The sequence below is a fragment of the uncultured Varibaculum sp. genome (genome assembly GCF_902489465.1).
Classification (GTDB): Bacteria; Actinomycetota; Actinomycetes; order Actinomycetales; family Actinomycetaceae; genus Varibaculum.
Map to the genome: position 1 here is coordinate 63545 of NZ_CABTZZ010000004.1, position 20760 is coordinate 84304.

Sequence of the window (20760 nt, forward strand, 5' to 3'; positions counted from 1 at the left end):
TGCTGGAAGCATGAGATTGATTAACGGCTCGGTAATGCTGCTTCGTTCCGGTGGTCAAGCACAATTTGGCACTGGAGGGCGTAATGGCTTCTTAGTTAAGGGACTCAGCCCGGTTCATATCGCCATTCTCAAGTGGCTGTTTGAGAAACAAAGCTGGTATAACTCCCATTTAGAGCGTCGCTTTCCGGAAAACAAGCAAGAAATCAAGGACATTCTCCAAATTCTCAAAGATGGAGGGCTAGCTGCCAAGCATCAGGTGCCAGATGGTGATTGTGCTTGCGCCTATCACCTCTACGGCTCAGATAGCGCAATCAAGAGCCGCGAGCAGGCATTGGTGGGAGTCAGCGGACTGGGCCCTTTAGGAATTACCCTGACTCGAAAGCTGGTAGCCTGCGGGATACACTCGCTGATTCTACGCGATCAAAGCAAAGTAAAAACCCGTGATCTGTGTGTTTACAAAGATGACTATCTAGGAGCTATGCGTCAAGATGTGGCACCGTTAGTGTTGGGAGTTAACAAGCAGCTGCCCAATAAAGCGGTAACCATAGAAGTTGCTATCAATTCCTACCTTACTAATCCCGCCTGGGCGAAGGCTTGCATTAACAGGGGAGTCCCTCACTTGCCGATTATCAAACGGGAAACCGAGATTGAAGTTGGCCCTTTGTTTATTCCCGGGACTACCTGTTGCCTACACTGTCAGCATTTAGCCAAACGAGATGCCGATCCGGAGTGGCCGCGGATAGCTGCCCAATTAGCCTGCGCTGCTCCGGTAATGGTCGACACTGCTCTAGCCGAATATGCCAGTGCCTTTGCGGTGCGAGAAATATTGAACTATCTATCTGGGCTTCCGTTATCTCTAGCCGGAGCATCTTGGATTTTCAATCTCGCGGATCCCCTACCTCAGCTGCGGCAATGGCAACCCCACCCCCAGTGCGGTTGCGTGCGGGACTAGTCCAAAAGATTTTGCAACTGCTGGTGAGCAACCTGATCGGGATCCGCCCCTCGCAAAATTCTTAGAACGTCCGCCCCGAACTGTTCTAACTTGACCGGACCGATCCCTCTAAGCAACGACAACTGTTTTAGGGTTTGCGGCTTTGCAAGGGCAATATCACGCAAAGTGGTATCCGAAAACACTGTATAGGCCGGTTTCCCCTGTCCTTGAGACACGAGTAATCTCCAATGCCGCAAACGTTCAAAGCGTTCCTGCTCTTCCTGACTGGCCTCATTTAAGAATCGTTTAGTATCTTTACGAGTGCTGGGGGTACGTACGGTTTTCATCGCGGTTTCTTCCCGCGGCCACACTGGAGAGAAAAACCGGGAACAGGCGCGGGTAGCCTTACGGTCTAGGGAACGTTTTTCCGCATAACTAACATATAGCTCATCGCGCGCTCTGGTTACGGCCACATAGGACAGGCGGCGTTCTTCCGCCAGTTCTTTTCCTGATTTCGCTTGAGTGATCGGCAGCAGCCCCTCGCTGGCTCCCGCCAGGAAAACAATTTTCCACTCTAAACCTTTGGCGGAATGGATGGAAGCCAAAGTAACTCCCCCGCCAGAAGGATCAAGTTGCGCCTGGGCAAGCTCTTGCCATTCCTGTACCAGAGCGGGCAGTGATAATCCCGCTGCCTCTTTGAGCTGTGCCTGTGCGACCAGGGTATTTAACGCCTCCCAACGATCGAGGATCGCCCCCTGAGTGTCAGGAGCCTGCTGCGACCACCCGAGAGGTCTAGCTAATTCCGCCACGATTTCTCCGAGGTTGCCTTGCGCCCCGCGGCGGGCGATCACACTTGCCTGTTTTACGAGGGTGGAAACTTCGGGGCGTTTAAAGAATCCTTCTGCGCCGCGCACCCAATATTTCACATCCTTATGTGCCAAAGCCGCTTCAAACATGCTGGATTGGGCATTGGTGCGAAATAGAACCGCGATGTCACTAGCGGGAATGCCCGCTTCAATTCGTTCCTTAATCATTTTCGCGATAGCTGTCGCCTCGGCCTCATCATCTGGGTAGCGATCGAACTGTACCGCACTACCAGAATCGCGCATCGAGGTGAGCTTTACTGCCTGTTTTTTGGTTTGCTTATCTCGATTAACCAGTCCGTTCGCCAGGGAGACGATCTGCGGAGTCGAACGGTAATCTCGAGAAAGAGTAACCGTATGGGCACCGGGATATTCTTCAGCAAAGTTCACTAAGTATTCCGGAGTAGCACCGGCAAAAGAATAAATGGTTTGGGCAGCATCCCCCACTACACAAAGATCACGATTTGATTGCCCCAGCCACAGCTCTAACAGGTGTTTTTGTAGGGGAGAAATATCCTGATACTCATCGACCACAAAGAAGCGATATTGGGAGCGGATCTGCTGGGCAATATCAGGACGTTCCTCGATCATTCCACAGGTCAAAGCCAGTACGTCTTCAAAATCTATAACGGATCGCTCTCTTTTAGCCTCGCTATATCCGCGCAGAATATCAGCCATATCGTAAGTGGAAATCCCCGCCGGCGGCTGTGTCCCAGTACTTTTTACCCATTTTCCATATTCTTCCGGACTGACCATACTCACCGCGGCCATTTCAATCGCTGCGCAATAATCACGTACTGCCGCCCGCTCTTTAGGGAGTCCCAGCCGGGCAGCTACCGCCCCTACCAGCGAAGATTTATTTTCTATTAGTTTTGGTAACTGCCCACCGATGACAGTGGGCCAAAAATATCTAAGCTGTCGCAAAGCAGCCGAATGGAATGTACGCGCTTGCACGCCCTGCACCCCTAGTAGCCGCAAACGCGACCCCATTTCTGCCGCTGCCCGCACCGTGAATGTCACGGCTAAAACCGAATAGGGGTTATAGACCCCGGTTCGCACCCCATAGGCGATACGATAGGTAATCGCCCGAGTTTTACCGGTGCCCGCACCCGCCCTAATACATACTGGCCCCCGCAAAGCCCTGGCAGCTTTTGCCTGATCAGGGTCTAAATGTTTTAAAAGTTCTTCTGCCTGCTCCACGTCAATCAGCTTATAGGTAGTTGGCTGGGGGACGAACAATTGGTGAGCCCAACCAGTTTTCAATCAAGTTTGAGGCGATTGTGGACGGCCCGGGAGGACTGATTTGCCTACTGGCCACTAACTCCATGAATTCGGCGCGAGTTACCCACAACGCACGATCGACCTCGGTTTCATCCAAAATAAAATAGGGGGTGCGTGAGCGAGCAGAAAACCCTAACATTAGCGAACGCGGGTAAGGCCAAGGTTGAGAGGTAAGATAGCGTACTTCATCGACTTCCAGTCCCACTTCTTCCCCAACTTCCCGGTGAACCGCGCCCTCTAAAGATTCCCCGGCTTCTACATAGCCGGCAATCACCGAATAGAAGTTAGCCTCCCAAGCCGAGTTATGTGCCAGCAGCAACCGGTCGGCCTCATCATTTATAGCAACGATTACGGAAGGATCTTGGCGGGGGTAAAAAATTTCTCTGCACCTAGGACAGTGAAGTTCCCAACCTGCGGTCGCGATTTCAAGTCGCGTGGCACAACGCAAACAATAGTTAGTGTCCAAGTGCCAGAGTCCCAGACAAGTCGCGTGGGTAGCAATGGCCGCATCTTGACCGTTTAAAAAGGCTCCCACTTGACGTAAGGGAATTAGTCGTAGAGATGCTTCCGTGTGTTCAGCAAGTCCTGCCAGTTCATGGTCATTAATGAACAGGGCAACTCGGCTGGTGGCACCGCTTCTGCCCAAGTACCAGGCTTTGCCTGCTTGGTAACGTTCATCCCAGGACTGTATTTGTCCTAAAAACTGCCGCTCACCGCTAGAAAGACGGTAGAGGCTTCCCGTCCCGAAAGGAGCCGAAACGTGGAAACGGGAGGCCGTTATTTCCGGAGCCACACTGACTCCGTCACTTAGCGGCAAGAGAACCCGACGCCGATCGGAGACCGCAAAAACTTCCGTCGCGCCCTCTCGCAGTAGGCTGGGTACATGCACGAACTGGCGACAACCCGTATCCAGATCGATGCGATAACGCGAAAGAGCAGGACTATCCATAAACACTAACCTATCCGTTTTACCGGCCAGCGGCATCTGGAGGACGCGCAAATGTCGATTCTAAATTGCAGGAAGTCTGTTGCTACGCGCCTAAATTAAGTCCCTCTGGGAAGGCGGCTATTATCCTCCTATTTACCGCAATCACTGTCCGGAAAGTTGAAACTTGCTGCACTTTCCTCGCCTAGTATCTCAGCCATGGGAAAAAAGCGGAGGTGCCGAGCCGGAGTGCCAATGCTGCCAAAAACCGCAGTCATCTATAATCGGAAACGTGAGTATAGAAAAGTTTGTACGCGCCGATGGACGCGCTTTTGACCAGATGCGACCGCTAACAATTACCCGTGGCTGGGCAAAACAGGCCGAAGGCTCCGTGCTGATTGACTGCGGAAATACCCGCGTCCTCTGCAATGCCTCCCTGACCCAAGGGGTTCCGCGGTGGCGGCAAGATTCTGGCCTGGGATGGGTGACTGCTGAGTATGCAATGCTGCCACGCGCCACCTCCACTCGTTCGGGACGCGAATCGGTACGGGGAAAAATCGGGGGACGCACCCATGAGATTTCACGTTTAATTGGCCGCTCCCTGCGAGCCATAGTAGATATGAGCGCCCTAGGAGAAAACACCATTGTGCTGGACTGCGACGTGTTATCGGCTGATGGCGGTACCCGCACGACTTCGATTACCGGCGCCTATGTGGCTTTGGTGGATGCCATAAAAGTAGGACAAGAAAAAGGATGGATCCGTCCCGGCAAGGTGCTATCCGATTCACTATGTGCGGTTTCGGTAGGATTTATTGAAGGAAACGCCCTGCTAGATCTGCCCTATGAAGAGGATTCGCGCGCGGATGTCGATATGAACATCGTGGCGACCGGCTCGGGAAAGTTCGTTGAAATCCAAGGGACTGCCGAGGGCGAAGCTTTTAATCGTTCCCAGTTGAACCAGCTCTTGGATCTGGCCGATAAAGGAATCCAAGAGATTTCCCGCATCCAAACCGAGGCACTATCGTGAAAATACCTCCCGGCGCGCGTTTGATCCTCGCCACCCATAATCCCCATAAGGTACGCGAACTTGCCGAGATTCTTTGTCCGTTAATCCCCGGTTTTTCTCCGGAAATGATTGTGGGAGCCGAGGGGCTGGGGATCGAAGAACCGGTAGAGGACGGGGTAAGTTTCACTGAAAACGCACTGATAAAAGCCCGTCTAGTAGCACAGCGAACCGGCTTGCCGGCAGTTGCTGATGACTCGGGACTATGCGTAGATATTTTAGGGGGTGCTCCCGGAATTTTCTCGGCACGCTGGTGTGGGCATCATGGGGATGACCAAGCGAACCTAGAGTTACTACTCAACCAATTGGCGGACGTACCTGCAGAAAATCGTGGCGCCAGTTTTGTATGTGCGGCAGTGCTAGTCTCGCCGGCTGGCTTAGAGCGACACTGCCTCGGGAAAATGACTGGGAAGTTGCTTACTGCGCCCCGCGGTGAAGGCGGATTTGGCTACGACCCGATTTTTATAGCTGAAAATCAGCAGCATTCGAATGCCGAACTAAGTCCGAGTGAAAAGAATGCTCTGTCACATCGGGGCAAAGCCTTCCGCGCCCTCGCCCCTGCAATCGCTGCCACTATTGAACTAGGAGGAAACGTTACCCCTGCTCAAGCACGACCCTAACTAGATACGTCCTACTTGGGGATCCTAAAGCTCGAACCTCATCCCGGAGCGAGCAATTTCGAGATCTCCGCGCCAGGTAGTTTTTGCTTCGTTTAACGGCACTTCTGGGTCTGTCCAGGGCTGAATATGGGTGAGCACCAGCTTGCTGGTTCCCGAGTTCTGTGCCACCCGGCCGGCTCGATCCCCCGACATATGGATACCGCGAACCTCATCTTCCCCGGTAAAACCGCATTCAGAGAGGAATAGATCCGAGTTGGTGGCGGCTTGTACCAGGGTGTCGCACTCATCAGAATCTCCCGAATAAGTGAAAACCGCCTGACCGTTCTTACCAGGACCGGTGACCCGGAAAGAAAAAGCAGGAACCGAGTGCCAAGCCGCGAAGGGTTTAATCTGCAAGGGACCGACATTAAATTCTCGTCCCTGCTTTATATGGTGGAATTCGAATTCTGAGCTGAAGTCGTCGCGGGGACTAAAACCATCTAGGCCGCGCACTCGATCCTTTACCCCCTTGGGGGCATACACGGGAATCGGCCCTAGCTCTCCCCTAGGGTGCCAACGCCTGTGTACCTGCATCGATACTATATCTGAGCAGTGATCCGCATGCAGGTGAGAGAGTACTACCGCGTCTAGTTTTGTCGGATCCGTGTAGTTCCACAGCTGTCCGAAAGAGCCGGGACCTAAATCAAAAACTACCGAATAGGTGTGGGGCAGACCTAGAGAGTCGGTTCCTTCTGCTTGTAAAAGATAGCAAGACGCCGGGGAGGCCGGGCCGGACATGGAACCGGTTACCCCTACCACTGTCAGGATCATTTCGTGATTTCCTCCTCTTTAATTCCATTAAAGTTAGCCCCCATTATTCGGGAGGCGAGGGCGATAAAACTCTCTTTAGTTTCGGTGCATATAAAGCGGTGATCTGCTTTTTGTGCCCCAAAGGGACGCAACATTTTTGCTTCCACCAGTTCGCCATAAACTTTTCTGGCAACTGAGGAGGAAGAAGAAATCAGGGAGACGTTTTCTCCCATGAAATAGGAGATTGGCCCTTCTAGCAGTGGGTAGTGGGTACAACCGAGAACTAAAGTATCTACTCCTGCTTCTTTGAGAGGAGTTAGATATTCTTCCGTAACGTCAAATAGTTCCTGAGAGGCGGTGATACCTTCTTCTGCGAATTCAACGAAACGCGGGCACGCTTGGGTGAAAACTTCCGCCCCCATTTTTGAAAGCTTCCTCTGATATACCCCGGAATCAATAGTTGCCCGGGTGCCGATGACTCCGATCTTGCCGTTACGTGAACGGGTAACCGCATGTTCAACTGCGGGCTGTACCACTTCGACTACTGGTATTCCCTGCTCTTCTTGGTATCTAATCCGCGCCTGATCTAACACCGCACACGAGGCAGTATTACAGGCAATTACCAGCATTTTTACCCCGGATTCCACCAGAGAATCCATAATCGACAGGGAATAGCCCCGCACAGTTTCCAGCTCTTTTTCCCCGTATGGAGTGTGGGCAGTATCCCCTACATAACGAATCTCTTCGCGTGGCAACACATTAAGAACTGCGCGCGCGACCGTTAGTCCCCCAACTCCGGAGTCAAAAATACCAATAGCGGCTTCATTAGTCACAAAAAACAGCCTAGCTAGGCCGCGGCCAGCAATCTATCGCCTGCAACAGTGAATCTTGCCACCCAGAGAGCCATTCATAAAAGGATGAAACCAGGACTTCTTCAAATTTTTCATCCCTTGATTTCGGTGTTACCTGCGAAGATTCGAGAGAACTGTGCTGTGCACCTTCATCGCTATCTCCCAGTTTAATTTTGCCAGATATGGCCAGACGCACATCGTTGGTTCCGCTAAGCCAATCCCACTCTTGCCCGTTTTCGATCACGATCACCGATCCGGTTTGTGATGACAGCAAAGAGTAGAGACGATCCAAGCGTTCAGCTTTCTGAGTACGTAACTGCGAATCGGTCAAGTCACGCATAGTTTGCGCGGTTGCCTCATCGGCGGATCCGGGCGGGAGTAACCGATCCAAAGAAGCGTTTTCAAGATGCATAGTACTGCCGGAGGTTTCTTCTTCGCCCTCCCCTAACATGGTGGTGATTTCAAATGGCAAGACCGGCGGATCTAGTAGGGTGCGCACTTCGCAAATGGCTTGCAGGAACAAGTCCCGTTCAACTGCCCCCATCTGGCATTCCCACCCTCCGGGAACGGGACGAAAGGTATTCATTGTGAATCCGGTCCGCCCAAGGTAGCGCGCAAACCATAACCGTGCAACGCCTGCACTAGAGCTTCCATTCGTTCGCGAGTACCGGCGGCAACTTCCGTTTGTCCCTGGTTAAAAATTTCTAGCCGGATGCGCTTGGCTTTTTCCCGCGACATTGAAAACTGGTGAGCTAATACTCTTTCTACATATCGGGGCTGGTTAACTGGATCTCGCAAGATAGTAACCCGCCACTGCTTTAGGCGAGTACTGTCCGAGTACGGCGGAGTACCCGGGTCTGATACCAGATCATTAACCATACTTCCAGACTATTAGGAAGGCGCAGGGAATGGGAGGTTTTGAAAATTATTTTTATTTCTGCATCTACAATCGAGCCCAGAACCTTGTTTCCGCCTATAAGTCGAAAACTGGATTATATCTGGTTTGTGAGTATGCTAAGATCATGAGTTCTTCAGTTACCACTTCTTTGCTAACCGATATGTACGAACTGACCATGGTGGATGCTGCCTTGCAGTCAGGAACCTGGGATCGGGGAGCTATCTTTGAGCTGTTCGGCCGGCGTCTACCCCCGGCGCGTCGCTTTGGAGTGATGGCTGGCAATGCCCGCATTATTGAGGCTCTGGAACGTTTTGAGTTTTCAAGTGAAGAGATCGACTATTTGTCACGGGAAAAAATAGTTTCTGATGACTGCCTGGATTACCTGAAATCCTATAGATTTAAGGGAAACATTCGCGGTTACACCGAAGGGGAATGCTATTTCGAATCCTCTCCCCTAATGCAGGTAGAGGGCACATTTGCGGAGTGCGTTTTATTAGAGACCCTATTACTGTCGATCCTAAATCATGACTGCGCGGTAGCTAGCGCGGCCTCGCGAATGACTATCGCCGCTCACGGACGCCCCTGCGTAGATATGGGAGCGAGGCGCACTCATGAACGCAGCGCAGTTTCAGCCGCCCGCGCCTCCTATATTGCTGGTTTCAGGGGGACTTCCTGCCTGGAAGCTGGCAAGCGTTACGGGATTCCCACCATCGGAACCGCTGCGCACTCTTTTACTTTGATTCACGACTCCGAAGAAGACGCCTTCCGGGCGCAACTAGCAAACCTGGGGCCGGGCACCACTCTCTTAGTGGACACCTATGATGTTCCGCGTGCAGTTAAACGCGGGGTTAAACTGGCGAGAGAAGCCGGCGGAGAACTGGGATGCGTCCGTTTGGACTCCGGAGACCTGGTGGCGGAGGCTTTTAAGGTACGCGCACTACTAGATTCTTTAGATGCACAAAGCACCCAGATTACAGTCACCAATGACCTGGACGAATACGCGATTGCCGCCCTCGGGGCTGCTCCTGTCGATTCCTATGGGGTGGGCACCAAGATGGTGACTGGTTCGGGCATCCCGACGGCGGCTTTGGTTTACAAACTGGTGCAGCGCGTCAATGAGGACGGTTCCATTCATGATGTTGCCAAGCGATCGACCTCTAAATCCACTTTAGGAGGACGCAAATTTGCAGGACGCGCCCGCGGCGAGGACGGATATGCCAACGCCGAATTGGTAGTAGTCGCCGATAACGCCCAGCAAGCTGAGACCGAGTTTAAGCGCCGTAACGCCCGCCCGCTGCTAGTAGATCTGGTAACTAACGGTGAAATCAATCGTCGCTACCTTGGCAAGCAGGCGCTGCAGGATGCGCAAGACCATCACATAAAGGCACGTAACGAGCTCCCCTACCAGGGCTGGAGGCTCTCGGCAGGAGAAGCGGCAATCCCCACCGAGATTATTGATTTAACTGAGCGCCAGGACGAAGTAGAAGCCCCCACGAGCGCAGATCCGCGAGCCTAGCGGGAACCGGGACCGCGAAATGGCCAGTCAGGTCCGCCGGAAGCATCCATCTCTTTCTTAATCTCTACGCAGCGCGGACATATCGGGTGGTTTCGCACCTCCCGGGTGGGAACCCAGACTTTACCGCAGAGGGCAACCACCGGTTGCCCAGTAAGTCGGGAGGTAGCCAGGCGATGGGCAGACACATAATGCGCATAACGGTCTTTGTCCCCGGGCTCTTGCCTGTGAGTTTCCGGGCGTTCAAGTACTCCTACCCCACCCTCGGTCTGTCCGCTATCTGGATCCGATAAACCGTTACGCATTTCCATACCCTCAATCTTAACTACTCGCGGCAGAAAAATGTCGGTAGCTTTGGATTTAGGGCAGGCATAGAGGGATTATTTGCTGACTGCGAAAGATTCTTTCAGATTTTTAAGCAAATAACAGTGATAGCAAGAAGGTGAAAATCAATCCCAGTACGGAAACGATAGTTTGCACCACCATATGAGTCTTAGTCGCCTGCCCCAAAGTCATTCCAAAGCACTCTTTCACAAACCAGAATCCGGAGTGGTTAACCCAGTTTAGTCCGATAGAGCCAGAACCGATGGCGATCACAATCAAGGACACATAGGGTGCAGAGCATCCAATCACTAGCGGTGCTAGTATTCCACTTGCCGAAACGATCCCTACGGTAGCTGAGCCGGTACAAAACGACAGCAGCAACCCGATTAACCAACCTAGAATTATCAAGTTCATATGAATAGATCCGGCAGCATTAGCGATTGCATCCCCCAGATCAGAATCCTTCAAGGCAGCATTGAACGCGCCCCCTCCCGCAACAATCATTACCACCGTTGCTACTGCAGCCAGAGATTTGGTTACCGATTCGCGGAGGCGATCCCCATCCCATTTCTCTTGGATCATAATCACCGCACCGGTAAACAACACCCCGATTAACATCGCGATAATTGGCTGGCCTACTACTCCGGCGATTGTTTCAAAATGGCTCTTAGGAGCCACAATTTTCACCACTGCCTGAACCAACATCAGCACCACTGGCAATAGCACGCAGCAAAAAGCCATCGGCGTAGAAATACCCGAGCGACGAGGCGGGCTAGTCAAACCAGTTTTTGCAGTAGCAGTAGTTTGCGACCAAGCCCCAGGGCGCTGGGTGGGCGCCTCTTTAGGAGCACCAAAAGCACCAGGGGTTTCGGTATGATCGCGGGCAAGTTCAGCAAAAGAGCCACTTTCTTTATAGATTCTTTCCGCTTCCTCATAGGTGGTGCCGGCGTATTGGGTAACTAGAGAAGCAGGTGGCTCTAACTTGATCCGGGGAGCGATGAAATTTCCGTATATAGGACCAGCCAGGATTACGGTAGGAACCGCACACAGCAGACCTAAAAGAATCGTCAGCCCCATATCGGCATTAAGAGCCTGCACCCCGATAATAGGACCCGGATGCGGGGGCACCATACCATGTAGACAACACAAAGCAGCGATTGCTGGAATCAATGTACGTAAGTACCACTGCTGCGGCCTGCCGGCTCGTACCTCCAGGCGCAGTGCTACCGCGTAGATAACTGGCATTAAAACTACCAGCCCTACCTCGAAAAACATAGGAATTCCCAGGATGAAAGCTACTGCGGTTATCACCCAGGGGGCTGCTTTCGGGGAGGCATGATCGAGGACGAAGTCTGCGATATTTGAAACTGCCCCCGAATCCGCGAGCAGTTTACCAAGCATTGCTCCCAGGAAAACCAAGATCCCGGTATTCCCCAGAATCTTCCCGGATCCCGCCATTAGAGTTTCTGGAATCTCTGATATGGGCTCTCCCGCAGCGAGGGCAGTTAGGAAAGCGACGATATACAGAGCAAGGAAGGGGTGCATCTTGGTTCGCCAGTTAATCAAAACTACTAAGAGAACTATGGCACCAAATAGAACCCCTAAAAGGTAAATTATGTGTCCATTCATACCGGGAGTATAGACGCTATTTCCAAACGTGAAGTATAACTATGAAATGTATCACACAAATTAGGCGTGTATGCGATCCCGCAGATGGCGTGAACAGCAAATTTACTCACATTAAAAAAGTAACCAACCTTCTTTACGTGAACTTTACGATACTTAGGTCACAAAAAGTGCTAGTCTCCGTTTGTTAGCCGACTGGGAGATATAACATGCAGGAACCTAACGTAAACGATCTACTCACCCAACCTTGGGATGTGATTGTAATCGGAGGTGGAAACGCCGCTGTCGTCTCCGCCATGTCCGCCCAAGACCAGGGGGCAAAAGTTCTGATTTTAGAGCGAGCAAACCGAGTTTTCCGGGGTGGAAATTCCCGGCATACCCGCAATATCCGTTGTATTCATGATGCCGATTTCCCCTATAACACTGGCGCTTACACTAAAGAGGAACTGTGGAAAGACCTGTGCTCAGTCGGTACCGGCCCTTCCAATGAGGAAATCGCTGCCCTAACCGTTGAAGAGACCCGGACGGTGCCCGCCTGGATGATGGATCATGGCGCCCTCTTCCAACCGCCTTTGGTGGGAACTCTACACCTGGGACGCACCAATACTTTCTTTCTGGGTGGAGGAAAAGCGCTGATAAACAACTATTATAGATCGTTGCGCTCGCGCGGTATTCCAGTACTCTATGAAACCAGCGTGGAACATATGGACTTTGACGGTAATACCTGCACCGGCTTGACCGTAATGCATAAGGATAAAAGCTATCAGGTAAAGGCCAAGTCTTATGTGTGTGCCGCCGGTGGGTTCGAAGCTAACGTTGACTGGTTAGCCAAATACTGGGGGCCAGCGGCTTATAACTACCATATCCGGGGACCAAAGACTAATGACGGCACCATCTTGCGATTGCTGCTGGATGCGGGAGCCGACCGCGCAGGACAGCCCAAAGGGTTCCACGCAGTAGCAGTCGATGCCCGTAGCCCCATGTTTGATGGCGGGATTGCTACCCGTTTAGACTGCATCCCCTTCGGAATGGTACTCAACCGAGACTACCAGCGTTTTTACAACGAGGGAGAAGAAATCTGGCCGAAACGCTACGCCATTTGGGGACGTAATATCGCCCAACAACCAGATCAGGTTGCCTACGCCTTTTGGGACTCCAAAGCCAAGGGACTCTTTATGCCCCCGATGTATGGGGTTTTCAAAGCCGATACTATCGCCGGAGTCGCAGAACAGATGGGGCTGGAAGGTACCCGCGCCGAGGAAGCCGTTCGCCGCTTTAACAGCGGTATCTCCCCAGATGCTAATCAGCGTTTTGACCCCACTCGAAAAGATGGGGTGGGTACCAGCGGGCTAGACCCGGAGAAAACCAACTGGGCGCGCGCCCTCGATACTGGTCCCTTCTATGGAATCAAAATGGCACCGGGAATTACATTCACCTATATGGGGGTAAAAGTTAACACCCATGGCCGGATCCAAATGACCGATGGAGGGCAGTTCACCAACCTGTTTGCGGCCGGTGAAATCATGTCCGGAAATGTACTTTCCAGTGGTTACATGGCAGGTTTCGGAATGGCGATTGGAACCGTATGGGGACGGATCTCAGGTAGGGAGGCAGCTCAAAATGGCAACTAGTGAAGTTAGTACCGCTAAAGGCGGAGCAATTTTTACTGAAGGACGTCGGCAACTGGCAATTTGTAACGCCTGCCGTTATTGCGCAGGTTATTGCCCAGTCTGGCCAGCAATGGAACGCCACCCTTCGCCCTCCCGCGAAGAAATGGAGCAATTGGCAAACCTGTGCCATGACTGTCGAGACTGCTACACCGCCTGTATGTACACTCCTCCGCACGAGTTTGCGCTTAACCCCCCAAAGCTATTTGCTGAAATACGTGAAGAAACCTATGACCGTTATATTTTCCCTTTCAAGCTTCCGCGCGTGATCTCCGGAATACGCGGTCTGGTGCTCATTTTCATTTTGTGCCTACTGTCCCTGGTTGGCATTGGGTACTTCTTTGGTACCGAAAACTGGCTGACTACCTCCAGTGGACAAATCTATGACGTGTTCGGGCACGTGGCTTTAGTACTGGTCATGTCGGCATGTTTGATTTACGGTTTAGTGGTAACCACCGTGGGAGCGGTAAGGTTCTGGCACGCTATTCGCACTGAGGGTTCTAGTCTCTTCAACTTTTCTAACTGGAGAAAGACTGTTAGCGATATTTTAGTGTTGCGCCACATGAGTGGCGGACAGGAAGGATGCTCCTATGTAGGTGGAGAGCCTTCCAGCAAACGCAAAGTAGGACACCAGCTACTCATGTACGGCTTCATCGGTACTTTCCTAGCTACAGTTTGTGCCGCGTTCATGCAGTACGTACTAGGAATGATGCCGCCTTATTCTCTATTATCGGTTCCAGTGATTTTAGGATCAGTCGGAGGCCTAGCGGCATTGATTGGTTCCATCATGTTAATGGCATTAAAGCCAAAAACTGATCGCAAAGAAACTACCGAACGCATGTGGCAAGCTGACCATTCGCTACTGGGCGGACTGATGGCGCTGATGCTAAGTGGGTTCTTAGTGACAATATTCAGAGGTGGAGCCGTATTTCCCTCCGTGTTAATTTTGCATATTGCGATGGTGGAAACCGCTTTCTTAGTGTTCCCCCGCACCAAGTTCGTGCACCTGTTCTTCCGCGCTATCTCTATTTATCAAGATAACTTGGAAGTGCGTACCCATATGCAAGCCTTACAAGCTAAGAACGGGTAAGGCCCAGCTCCTGACGTTTTTTGAGTACTAGCTCCGGGCTATTACAGCTTCAAAGGGGTTGCAAGCTTCAAGGGCTTCGTGGGCGAGGACGTCTCTCAAATTGCTAGGCCGACCTCAGGGCTACTTGGCGCGCTCACGGGAGGGTCTTCCCGATGATGCGTTCACAACAGCTTCCCTAGGAACGGCTCGCGAGCTGGTATGCAGCATGACCGCACGTGGCTAAGCCGGTATTGGCATGTCCCGGGTTTGTTCCTAGGCGTTTGTCTTGTTTTCTATTATTACTTGGTGTTTGTGTGTATCCCAATATTCGGTCTCGATTTCTCTGGGTGTGCGGTAGCCTAGCGCTTGGTGGAGGCGGTGTTCGGTTCACTATGATTGGTGAAGCCAAGGAAACGGTAAGGAAATCCATAGGATTTCCAACTACATCTTGCGCATCCCCTAAACGCTGTAATTATCACGGTGTATCTGTTTGCCCCTCTCAATAACAACCACATCACGCAAAGCGCGAGCACTTACCCTACGAAATTTGGATTGCCGAGGCCACGAGAGGTAATGAAACCACCCTCACGATGAGCATTCAACGTCGCGCAGTTGAACACAGGCCGAAAAACGATCCCTGTACCGGTCAATGAAAGCGATCATTTCCGACGTTGCGGGTCGAGTTCTGACGCGAAAAAAGCCGACGCCGCTTTGAGTAACTCGTTCATAACACGCAGCTGCTGATTCTCACGCCGCAACCTAGCATTCTCAACAATCACGTCCTCCTCTAAACGGTGAACACGACCCTCGCGCCGAGAGCGCTGCACCCACTGGCGAGCAGTATGCCAGGAAACACCAAGCCTTGGCGCAACCACCTAACACGCCTTCTGCAAGGACAAATTCTCCGCAAGAACCCGATCCTCAACAAGACGAACCACACGATCCTTCGCATCCTGATCAAATATCTTAGGCATAACCCAGATTTTCCCCTCTACTCGAACAGAACAAAACCCGGGACAGTTAAGCCACTAGTGGGCGAAATCCGTTCCCCTTGGAGGAGTCCCGACCTTTGGATCCGCCTCAAAACTATTTATGTCCTGGTTATCACTATTTCTATCGCAATATTTTCCCTACCTTGCAGCAGATGGCTGCGCTAGTAGCTAGCGGTAAACCAGCAGCAGATATTATGGGAAGAATCATTGATTAAAGGAAGAAGACAATGAGTCTACTTTTGCCGATAGTAGTTGGAATCTGCGTAGGCATTATCGTCGGTCTACTTGGGGCAGGAGGAGGAATCCTCTCGGTTCCCATACTGGTTTATATGCTGGGACAGTCTCCCCATAATGCCGCCGCTGGTTCGCTACTAATTGTGGGAGCTACCTCCCTAATAGCCCTAATAGGCAGACGTAAAGAAGTGCATTGGAAACAAGGGGCAGTATTTGGGGCGCTTTCAATTACGGGTTCTTTTATCGGGTCGTTCCTAAACTCTCTGGTATCACCGAATCTATTAATGTATCTGTTTTCAGGCCTACTTGTAATAGTTGCCGGATTAATGTTCCGCAAGGCTGCTAAAGAAAAAAATGACGCCGGTGGGAATGTGACCGGTGGGAAACCACAAATGAGGTCCCCCAATACGGATGCGAATGAGAAAGTTTGTAATAAAAATACCCGAGGAAAGGAAAACTCCCCCAGCTCCAAGTCTCACCTACATCACTGGATTACCATTATTGTTGCAGCCGTTCTTATTGGGGTTTTAACCGGATTTTTCGGGGTAGGAGGAGGATTTGCGGTAGTACCTGCCCTCACTTTGATAATGCATTTCGACATGAAAGAGGCATCTGCCACTTCCCTATTGGTGATGGTGATTGCTTCCCTGGCAGGATTAGCTGCCAGAATGGGTACTGCAATCCAGATTGATTACCTAAGCGTACTGCCATTCGCCTTCGCCTCAATGATTGGAGGTCCGATCGGCGCTAGCTTAACTCGCAAAGCCAAATCCACTACTTTAACATTCCTATTCGCCCTATTACTGCTGCTAGTAGCTGTTTATACGCTGAGCGCCACGTTATTAGGGGCGTAAAATCAGTCAGGATTCCGGTTAGGTATTTGCATTTTTCGTGGCATATTTCTCTTGACTAAAAATCGGTTTATGGAAATAATGGTCAGAGCATTCACACTGGGTGTTTAACAATTCAAGTTGGGTGTTTATTAATTTAATAGGGGTCGATCGGTTTCGACAGCTGGTATTGGTTGCAGAGAAGCGTGCCGAGAATGTGGAGTCATCTCGCTAACGTCCTTCACAAAACAATAAGTGCTAAACATAACCGCACTGACTTCGCTCTAGCTGCTTAAGCAGAGCCTTTAATAGTCCGTCAGCTCCGGGGGTGCTTCTACCTCGGTTCCTGGCGTCGTTTTTCAGGAGCCACTGGCTGCAGTTTTCGTCAATGGGATTGCAGCGACGCTTTACAGTGACTGAGCCTATAGAATCTCTAGTTTGCCAAGTAGATTCAGGCTGAGAAAAAGTTCAGGCAAACTGCGCACGGAGAAGAATGCAGGAATACCAGTTGGACCGGGGTTCGATTCCCCGCGGCTCCACCATTAGGACGCTCATTTTGATACAAAGTGAGCGTCCTATTTTTATGTTGAATGAAGAGCCATTTCAACAGCTCAGCATAGGATTCTCTATTTTATTGATCCTCTTGTTTCCCTATGCAGGAGTCGCCCAATTAGTGTGCCTAATGCTATTTTTAGTGCTCGGGTGCATGCTTGGTCTAAGCCGCTAAAAAGTATTCCGTCCGCTAAAAAGTGTAGGAACTGCTTAAGGTGTAGCGCTCAGAAGACTGTTTTGCGCAAGCCACTAAGATTCTGCATTCATAACACCGTCGGCGTGCTCTTTCTTGGCTTGATGTCGAATCTCCCAGAAAACTAGGTCGGAGATTTCTTTGATGATCTGGTTGCGTCGCTGTGGGTTCTCAAAGAACTTTTCCATTATGACATTCTGGTTATCTTCGTGATCAAGAACCGCGTTACGGATTGCAGTTTCGATTGTCTGAGACTCTCGGAATTGTTCCTTGGTATTCGCGTTGACCTGATCCTTGATTACATCGTTTTGTACGAGGATCGTTACCACGCCTTGTACCCAGGAATCCACTGAACCAGGGTCGAAGTCCTCATCCTCAAACAGGGCATTGATGTTGTTGAGGATCTCTGCCCACGCAACCATGTGCGGGTCACGCGAATGGCCACCGCCAACTCCCATGGGCTTGAGCTTGTTACCTTCGCCGACGAGCGGGATAGTACCCTCGCTTTTTCGGCTCTGCTTGATGTGAGTCAACTCGATACTGGTGAAATCAATCTCCTCTGGAGTTTTTCGTCCAGTCAAACGAGGTTTTAGTAGGCGAAGAAACAACGCAAGCTTCGCCAGATCGGTGTCCTGGTAGTCAACAATTTGTGACAAGAAATCATACAGGCGCACAAAAGAACCAACGTCTTTGCGGAACAAATCAAGCTCAGCAATTTCCGCCTTGTTCTTATCGATTACCGCTGCAACATAACGGTCATTGAACCTATCCGCAGCTTGTTTTAGTGGTGCGGTGTGTTTTCCGTGTGCCTTCTCGATGATAAATGCCTGAGCGAATGCATCAACTTCGTCCTTAGTGTAGATTTCTGAGATTTCAAGTTTTCGTGAGAGATCGTGTACCTGATCTGGGTCGGTGGTTTCAATGATCTCGGCGGTACGGTAATACGGCAGGAATGCCTCCAAGATGGTGTCAGCATCGTTGACGAAATCAAGAATGAACGTGGCGTCTTTGCCTTTCGATGGCAATATACGGTTCAGACGTGACAGAGTCTGGACGGCTTCGATTCCATCGAGGCGTTTGTCAACGTACATCGCACACAGGAGAGGTTCGTCGAAACCAGTTTGGTACTTGTTTGCCACGATTAGCACCTGGTATTGGCCACCCGCGAAGGCTTGTGGGATACCCCGCCCACGCAGGCCGGGATTCATATTCACCTCGGTGTACGGCTCTTGCACGCCGGGGACGGTGTCTTCAATCTGCTCAGAAGTCAGGCTCCCGGAAAAAGCAACGAGGGTGCCGAGCTGATAGCTATGTTTATCGATATAAGCATCAATCGCTATCTTGTATTTCAACGCTGCCGCGCGGCTCGAAGTTACCACCATTGCCTTGGCATACCCATCAAGCAGATGGGCGACGTTTTCACGGAAATGCTCAACTATGATCTGTACCTTCTGGGCGATATTCGTTGGGTGTAGGCTCACCCACCGCATAAGTCCTTTCGTAGCAGTGGACTCATCTACCAGCTCATTTTCACCCGTGGCAGTCCCGGTTTTCTGTGCGAGTTGGAAAGCCGTCTTGTACGTGGTGTAGTTGCGCAACACATCCAAGATAAAGCCTTCTTCAATGGCCTGTTGCATGGTGTAAACATGGAAAGGTACGGGTTTACCATCCGACCCGGGACGGCCAAACATTTCCAGGGTTTTACCCTTCGGTGTGGCGGTAAAGGCGTAGAACGAAATATTGTGGCTGGCGGCACGCGCCGTCATCTCAGCGGCAAGCACATCCTCCACGCTGACTTCACCACCATCTTCGACGGCTTCCACTTCTGCTTGGGAAAGCACTTGGCGTAGCTTCTGCGCACTCGTGCCAGTCTGTGATGAGTGCGCTTCGTCCGCAATCACCGCGAACTTTCTATCCGCGAGCCCACCCTGCTCAGCGAGAGCGTCAAGCACGAACGGGAAAGTCTGCAACGTGACAATAATGATCAACTTGCCACTAGTAAGCTCCTGGGCCAGCAGCGCAGATTTCGAGGAGGCAGCAGCCTTGCGTACCTCATCGGCATTAATAGTACCGACCACGCCCTTCGTGCCCTCTATAGACTTAATAGCCTTCTGAAGCTGGTCATCAAGCACGGTGCGGTCGGTGACCACAATGACCGAGTCGAATGTTTTCGAATTGTCAGCGTTGTGTAGGTTTGCCAGCCCGTGCGCCAGCCAGGCAATTGAGTTCGTCTTGCCAGAACCAGCGGAATGCTGGATCAAATACTTGTGCCCGGGCCCTTCCTTCCGGGTAGCACTCAGCAGGCTGGTAACGGCCTCCCACTGGTGGAAGCGCGGAAAGATCATCTGCCTACTACGCGAACGAGTGCCAGTGATTGGATCGACCTTCTCAGTAATCTGCAGGTTCACAAATCTTTCCAGAATCTGCAGCCAGTTATCACGCTGCAGCACCCGCTCCCACAGGTACGAAGTGGCAGCGCCATTCGGGTTGACCGGATTACCGGCACCGCCATCATTGCCAAGGTTAAACGGCAAGAACACCGTGTTCGCGCCATCTAGCTTCGTGGTCATCTGAATTTCGTCAGTAGAGACCGCAAAATGCACCAGCGCACGGGAGCCGAACTTGAGCAGCGGTTCGCCTTGAGGCAACCGATCTTGACGGTATTGACGCACCGCGTCATCAATAGACTGTGTGTTGTCCGTCTTGAGCTCGGCGGTAGCCACCGGTAGGCCGTTGACGAAGAACACCAGATCGATCGAATCCTGCGGGCGCTTCGCCGAATGATGTACCTGCCGTACAACCCGGAGCCGGTTTGCCTGGTAGTGTTGCTGAGCCGCGGGGTTCATCGAGGTCGCAGGCTTGAACGCACACATGAAAAACTTCGCTGGAGTCTTCCTGAATCCACCGCGCAACACGGCAAGCAGACCTCCACCATGTTCAAGCGGCTGGTCTAGCTCCTTTACAAGCCGATCCACCAACAACCGCTGTGCAAGAGCAGTCTCCACCGGTGAGCCGTTATCCGGCATGACCCGTGCCCACTGCTCAGGTTGCGTCTCCTGGAGCCACGCAAAAACATCCTCCGGAATCAGAGCCAGCTCCTGGTCATAACCAGAAAACCCTTCTTGATAGAGCCAGCCATGCGCGCCGAGGTACTTGCAGATCTCGGTCTCGAAACTCTTCTCATGCTGAACACCCATAATAGTTCTCCTTAAACCTCAATTTTCCCTGTCACCGCAGCCGTAATCAACGCGGAACGGCGCTCCTGCAAAAGCTCGATCATGTGCTCACAGGCAGCTAGTATGGTGCGATCGTCCTTAGTGTTGCCAACTGATTCCGCAACAGCTTTCTGTGTAGAGATGGGAGGTAGCGGAATTTCAATCTCTGATAATTCCTGCCAGTACAAACGCCACTGAGATGGGCGAATTCCCTTAGAGCGAATTGCGTACTCATTCACCAATCGGCGAGACCTTAACAGAAAGTGCAGGAACCGAAGGTCTACTTCTTTATTCGTATGCCGTCTTCTGCTTGAAAAAAAAAAA

The 20760-nt window shown here is 51.6% G+C and carries 17 protein-coding genes and 1 other RNA gene; 9 read left to right on the plus strand and 9 right to left on the minus strand.

Annotation, left to right across the window (positions count from 1 at the left end):
* The first annotated feature begins 10 nt into the window (after window positions 1-10).
* The gene (locus tag RDM26_RS01480; RefSeq protein WP_307737295.1) at window positions 11-952 is read left to right on the plus strand and encodes a hypothetical protein; all 942 of its coding nucleotides are present in this window, start codon (window positions 11-13) and stop codon (window positions 950-952) included.
* On the opposite strand, the gene RDM26_RS01485 is transcribed toward RDM26_RS01480, so the two are convergent.
* Both RDM26_RS01485 and nudC read right to left on the minus strand, forming a co-directional pair.
* The gene (locus RDM26_RS01485) at window positions 949-2994 is read right to left on the minus strand and encodes a UvrD-helicase domain-containing protein (protein WP_307737296.1); all 2046 of its coding nucleotides are present in this window, start codon (window positions 2992-2994) and stop codon (window positions 949-951) included. The genes RDM26_RS01480 and RDM26_RS01485 overlap by 4 nt on opposite strands.
* Before the next feature lie 10 nt (window positions 2995-3004).
* Window positions 3005-4024 (minus strand): NAD(+) diphosphatase, encoded by a 1020-nt coding sequence (gene nudC / locus RDM26_RS01490; RefSeq protein WP_307737297.1) that lies wholly within the window; start codon window positions 4022-4024, stop codon window positions 3005-3007.
* A 268-nt stretch (window positions 4025-4292) separates the two neighbouring features.
* On the opposite strand from nudC, the gene rph reads away from it, so the two are divergent.
* Together rph and rdgB are read left to right on the plus strand one after the other, a co-directional pair.
* Window positions 4293-5027: a ribonuclease PH gene (gene rph, locus RDM26_RS01495; RefSeq protein ID WP_307737298.1), complete on the plus strand. Its 735-nt coding sequence runs from the start codon at window positions 4293-4295 to the stop codon at window positions 5025-5027.
* A complete protein-coding gene (rdgB, locus tag RDM26_RS01500) occupies window positions 5024-5683 on the plus strand; it encodes an RdgB/HAM1 family non-canonical purine NTP pyrophosphatase (RefSeq protein WP_307737299.1) in 660 nt (219 codons plus the stop codon). The genes rph and rdgB overlap by 4 nt, the downstream gene beginning before the upstream one ends.
* Before the next feature lie 24 nt (window positions 5684-5707).
* On the opposite strand, the gene RDM26_RS01505 is transcribed toward rdgB, so the two are convergent.
* From RDM26_RS01505 to RDM26_RS01520, 4 genes are read right to left on the minus strand one after another with little or no spacing between them, the layout of a single operon-like run.
* On the minus strand, window positions 5708-6493 hold the full coding sequence (locus RDM26_RS01505) for an MBL fold metallo-hydrolase (protein ID WP_307737300.1): 786 nt from the start codon (window positions 6491-6493) through the stop codon (window positions 5708-5710).
* Window positions 6490-7305 carry a glutamate racemase gene (gene murI / locus RDM26_RS01510; RefSeq protein ID WP_307737301.1) on the minus strand — a complete coding sequence of 272 codons (816 nt, stop codon included), beginning with the start codon at window positions 7303-7305 and terminating at the stop codon, window positions 6490-6492. The genes RDM26_RS01505 and murI overlap by 4 nt, the downstream gene beginning before the upstream one ends.
* A 10-nt stretch (window positions 7306-7315) precedes the next feature.
* Entirely contained in the window at window positions 7316-7909 is a 594-nt protein-coding gene (locus RDM26_RS01515) for a DUF2017 family protein (RefSeq protein ID WP_278608723.1), read from the minus strand.
* Complete coding sequence (locus RDM26_RS01520; protein WP_278608724.1) at window positions 7906-8202, minus strand: ATP-dependent Clp protease adaptor ClpS; 297 nt, start codon at window positions 8200-8202, stop codon at window positions 7906-7908. The genes RDM26_RS01515 and RDM26_RS01520 overlap by 4 nt, the downstream gene beginning before the upstream one ends.
* A 143-nt stretch (window positions 8203-8345) precedes the next feature.
* Here RDM26_RS01520 and RDM26_RS01525 point away from each other — a divergent pair, with 143 nt between their 5' ends.
* Complete coding sequence (locus RDM26_RS01525) at window positions 8346-9737, plus strand: nicotinate phosphoribosyltransferase (RefSeq protein ID WP_307737302.1); 1392 nt, start codon at window positions 8346-8348, stop codon at window positions 9735-9737.
* Here the strand turns inward: RDM26_RS01525 and RDM26_RS01530 are convergent.
* Window positions 9734-10039, minus strand: a complete 306-nt coding sequence (locus tag RDM26_RS01530; RefSeq protein WP_307737303.1) for a DUF3039 domain-containing protein — start codon at window positions 10037-10039, stop codon at window positions 9734-9736. The genes RDM26_RS01525 and RDM26_RS01530 overlap by 4 nt on opposite strands.
* A gap of 109 nt (window positions 10040-10148) precedes the next feature.
* Window positions 10149-11687 (minus strand): SLC13 family permease, encoded by a 1539-nt coding sequence (locus tag RDM26_RS01535; RefSeq protein ID WP_307737304.1) that lies wholly within the window; start codon window positions 11685-11687, stop codon window positions 10149-10151.
* 206 nt (window positions 11688-11893) lie between these two features.
* Between RDM26_RS01535 and tcuA the strand changes: the two genes are divergently transcribed.
* The 5 genes from tcuA (at window position 11894) to ssrA (ending at window position 17018) form a co-directional block, all read left to right on the plus strand.
* Entirely contained in the window at window positions 11894-13315 is a 1422-nt protein-coding gene (gene tcuA, locus RDM26_RS01540; RefSeq protein ID WP_307737305.1) for an FAD-dependent tricarballylate dehydrogenase TcuA, read from the plus strand.
* The gene (tcuB, locus tag RDM26_RS01545) at window positions 13305-14441 is read left to right on the plus strand and encodes a tricarballylate utilization 4Fe-4S protein TcuB (protein ID WP_307737306.1); all 1137 of its coding nucleotides are present in this window, start codon (window positions 13305-13307) and stop codon (window positions 14439-14441) included. Before tcuA ends, tcuB begins: the two co-directional genes overlap by 11 nt.
* A gap of 1048 nt (window positions 14442-15489) precedes the next feature.
* Window positions 15490-15627, plus strand: coding sequence for a hypothetical protein (locus RDM26_RS01550; protein WP_307737307.1), 138 nt, complete (start codon window positions 15490-15492; stop codon window positions 15625-15627).
* Between the two features lie 12 nt (window positions 15628-15639).
* Window positions 15640-16500, plus strand: coding sequence for a TSUP family transporter (locus tag RDM26_RS01555; protein ID WP_307737308.1), 861 nt, complete (start codon window positions 15640-15642; stop codon window positions 16498-16500).
* A 139-nt stretch (window positions 16501-16639) separates the two neighbouring features.
* Window positions 16640-17018: a transfer-messenger RNA gene (gene ssrA, locus RDM26_RS01560) on the plus strand.
* A gap of 259 nt (window positions 17019-17277) precedes the next feature.
* Here ssrA and RDM26_RS01565 read toward each other — a convergent pair.
* Window positions 17278-20418: a type I restriction endonuclease gene (locus RDM26_RS01565; protein WP_307737309.1), complete on the minus strand. Its 3141-nt coding sequence runs from the start codon at window positions 20416-20418 to the stop codon at window positions 17278-17280.
* Window positions 20419-20760: the final 342 nt, after the last annotated feature.

Bases quoted from the DNA above. Each gene is read 5' to 3' on its own strand.
- RDM26_RS01505 (WP_307737300.1), bottom strand. From the start codon at position 6,493: ATGATCCTGACAGTGGTAGGGGTAACCGGTTCCATGTCCGGCCCGGCC.
- RDM26_RS01515 (WP_278608723.1), bottom strand. From the start codon at position 7,909: ATGAATACCTTTCGTCCCGTTCCCGGAGGGTGGGAATGCCAGATGGGG.
- RDM26_RS01530 (WP_307737303.1), bottom strand. From the start codon at position 10,039: ATGCGTAACGGTTTATCGGATCCAGATAGCGGACAGACCGAGGGTGGG.
- nudC (WP_307737297.1), bottom strand. From the start codon at position 4,024: ATGGATAGTCCTGCTCTTTCGCGTTATCGCATCGATCTGGATACGGGT.
- tcuB (WP_307737306.1), top strand. From the start codon at position 13,305: ATGGCAACTAGTGAAGTTAGTACCGCTAAAGGCGGAGCAATTTTTACT.
- RDM26_RS01555 (WP_307737308.1), top strand. From the start codon at position 15,640: ATGAGTCTACTTTTGCCGATAGTAGTTGGAATCTGCGTAGGCATTATC.
- RDM26_RS01525 (WP_307737302.1), top strand. From the start codon at position 8,346: ATGAGTTCTTCAGTTACCACTTCTTTGCTAACCGATATGTACGAACTG.
- RDM26_RS01520 (WP_278608724.1), bottom strand. From the start codon at position 8,202: ATGGTTAATGATCTGGTATCAGACCCGGGTACTCCGCCGTACTCGGAC.
- tcuA (WP_307737305.1), top strand. From the start codon at position 11,894: ATGCAGGAACCTAACGTAAACGATCTACTCACCCAACCTTGGGATGTG.
- RDM26_RS01535 (WP_307737304.1), bottom strand. From the start codon at position 11,687: ATGAATGGACACATAATTTACCTTTTAGGGGTTCTATTTGGTGCCATA.
- RDM26_RS01480 (WP_307737295.1), top strand. From the start codon at position 11: ATGAGATTGATTAACGGCTCGGTAATGCTGCTTCGTTCCGGTGGTCAA.
- RDM26_RS01565 (WP_307737309.1), bottom strand. From the start codon at position 20,418: ATGGGTGTTCAGCATGAGAAGAGTTTCGAGACCGAGATCTGCAAGTAC.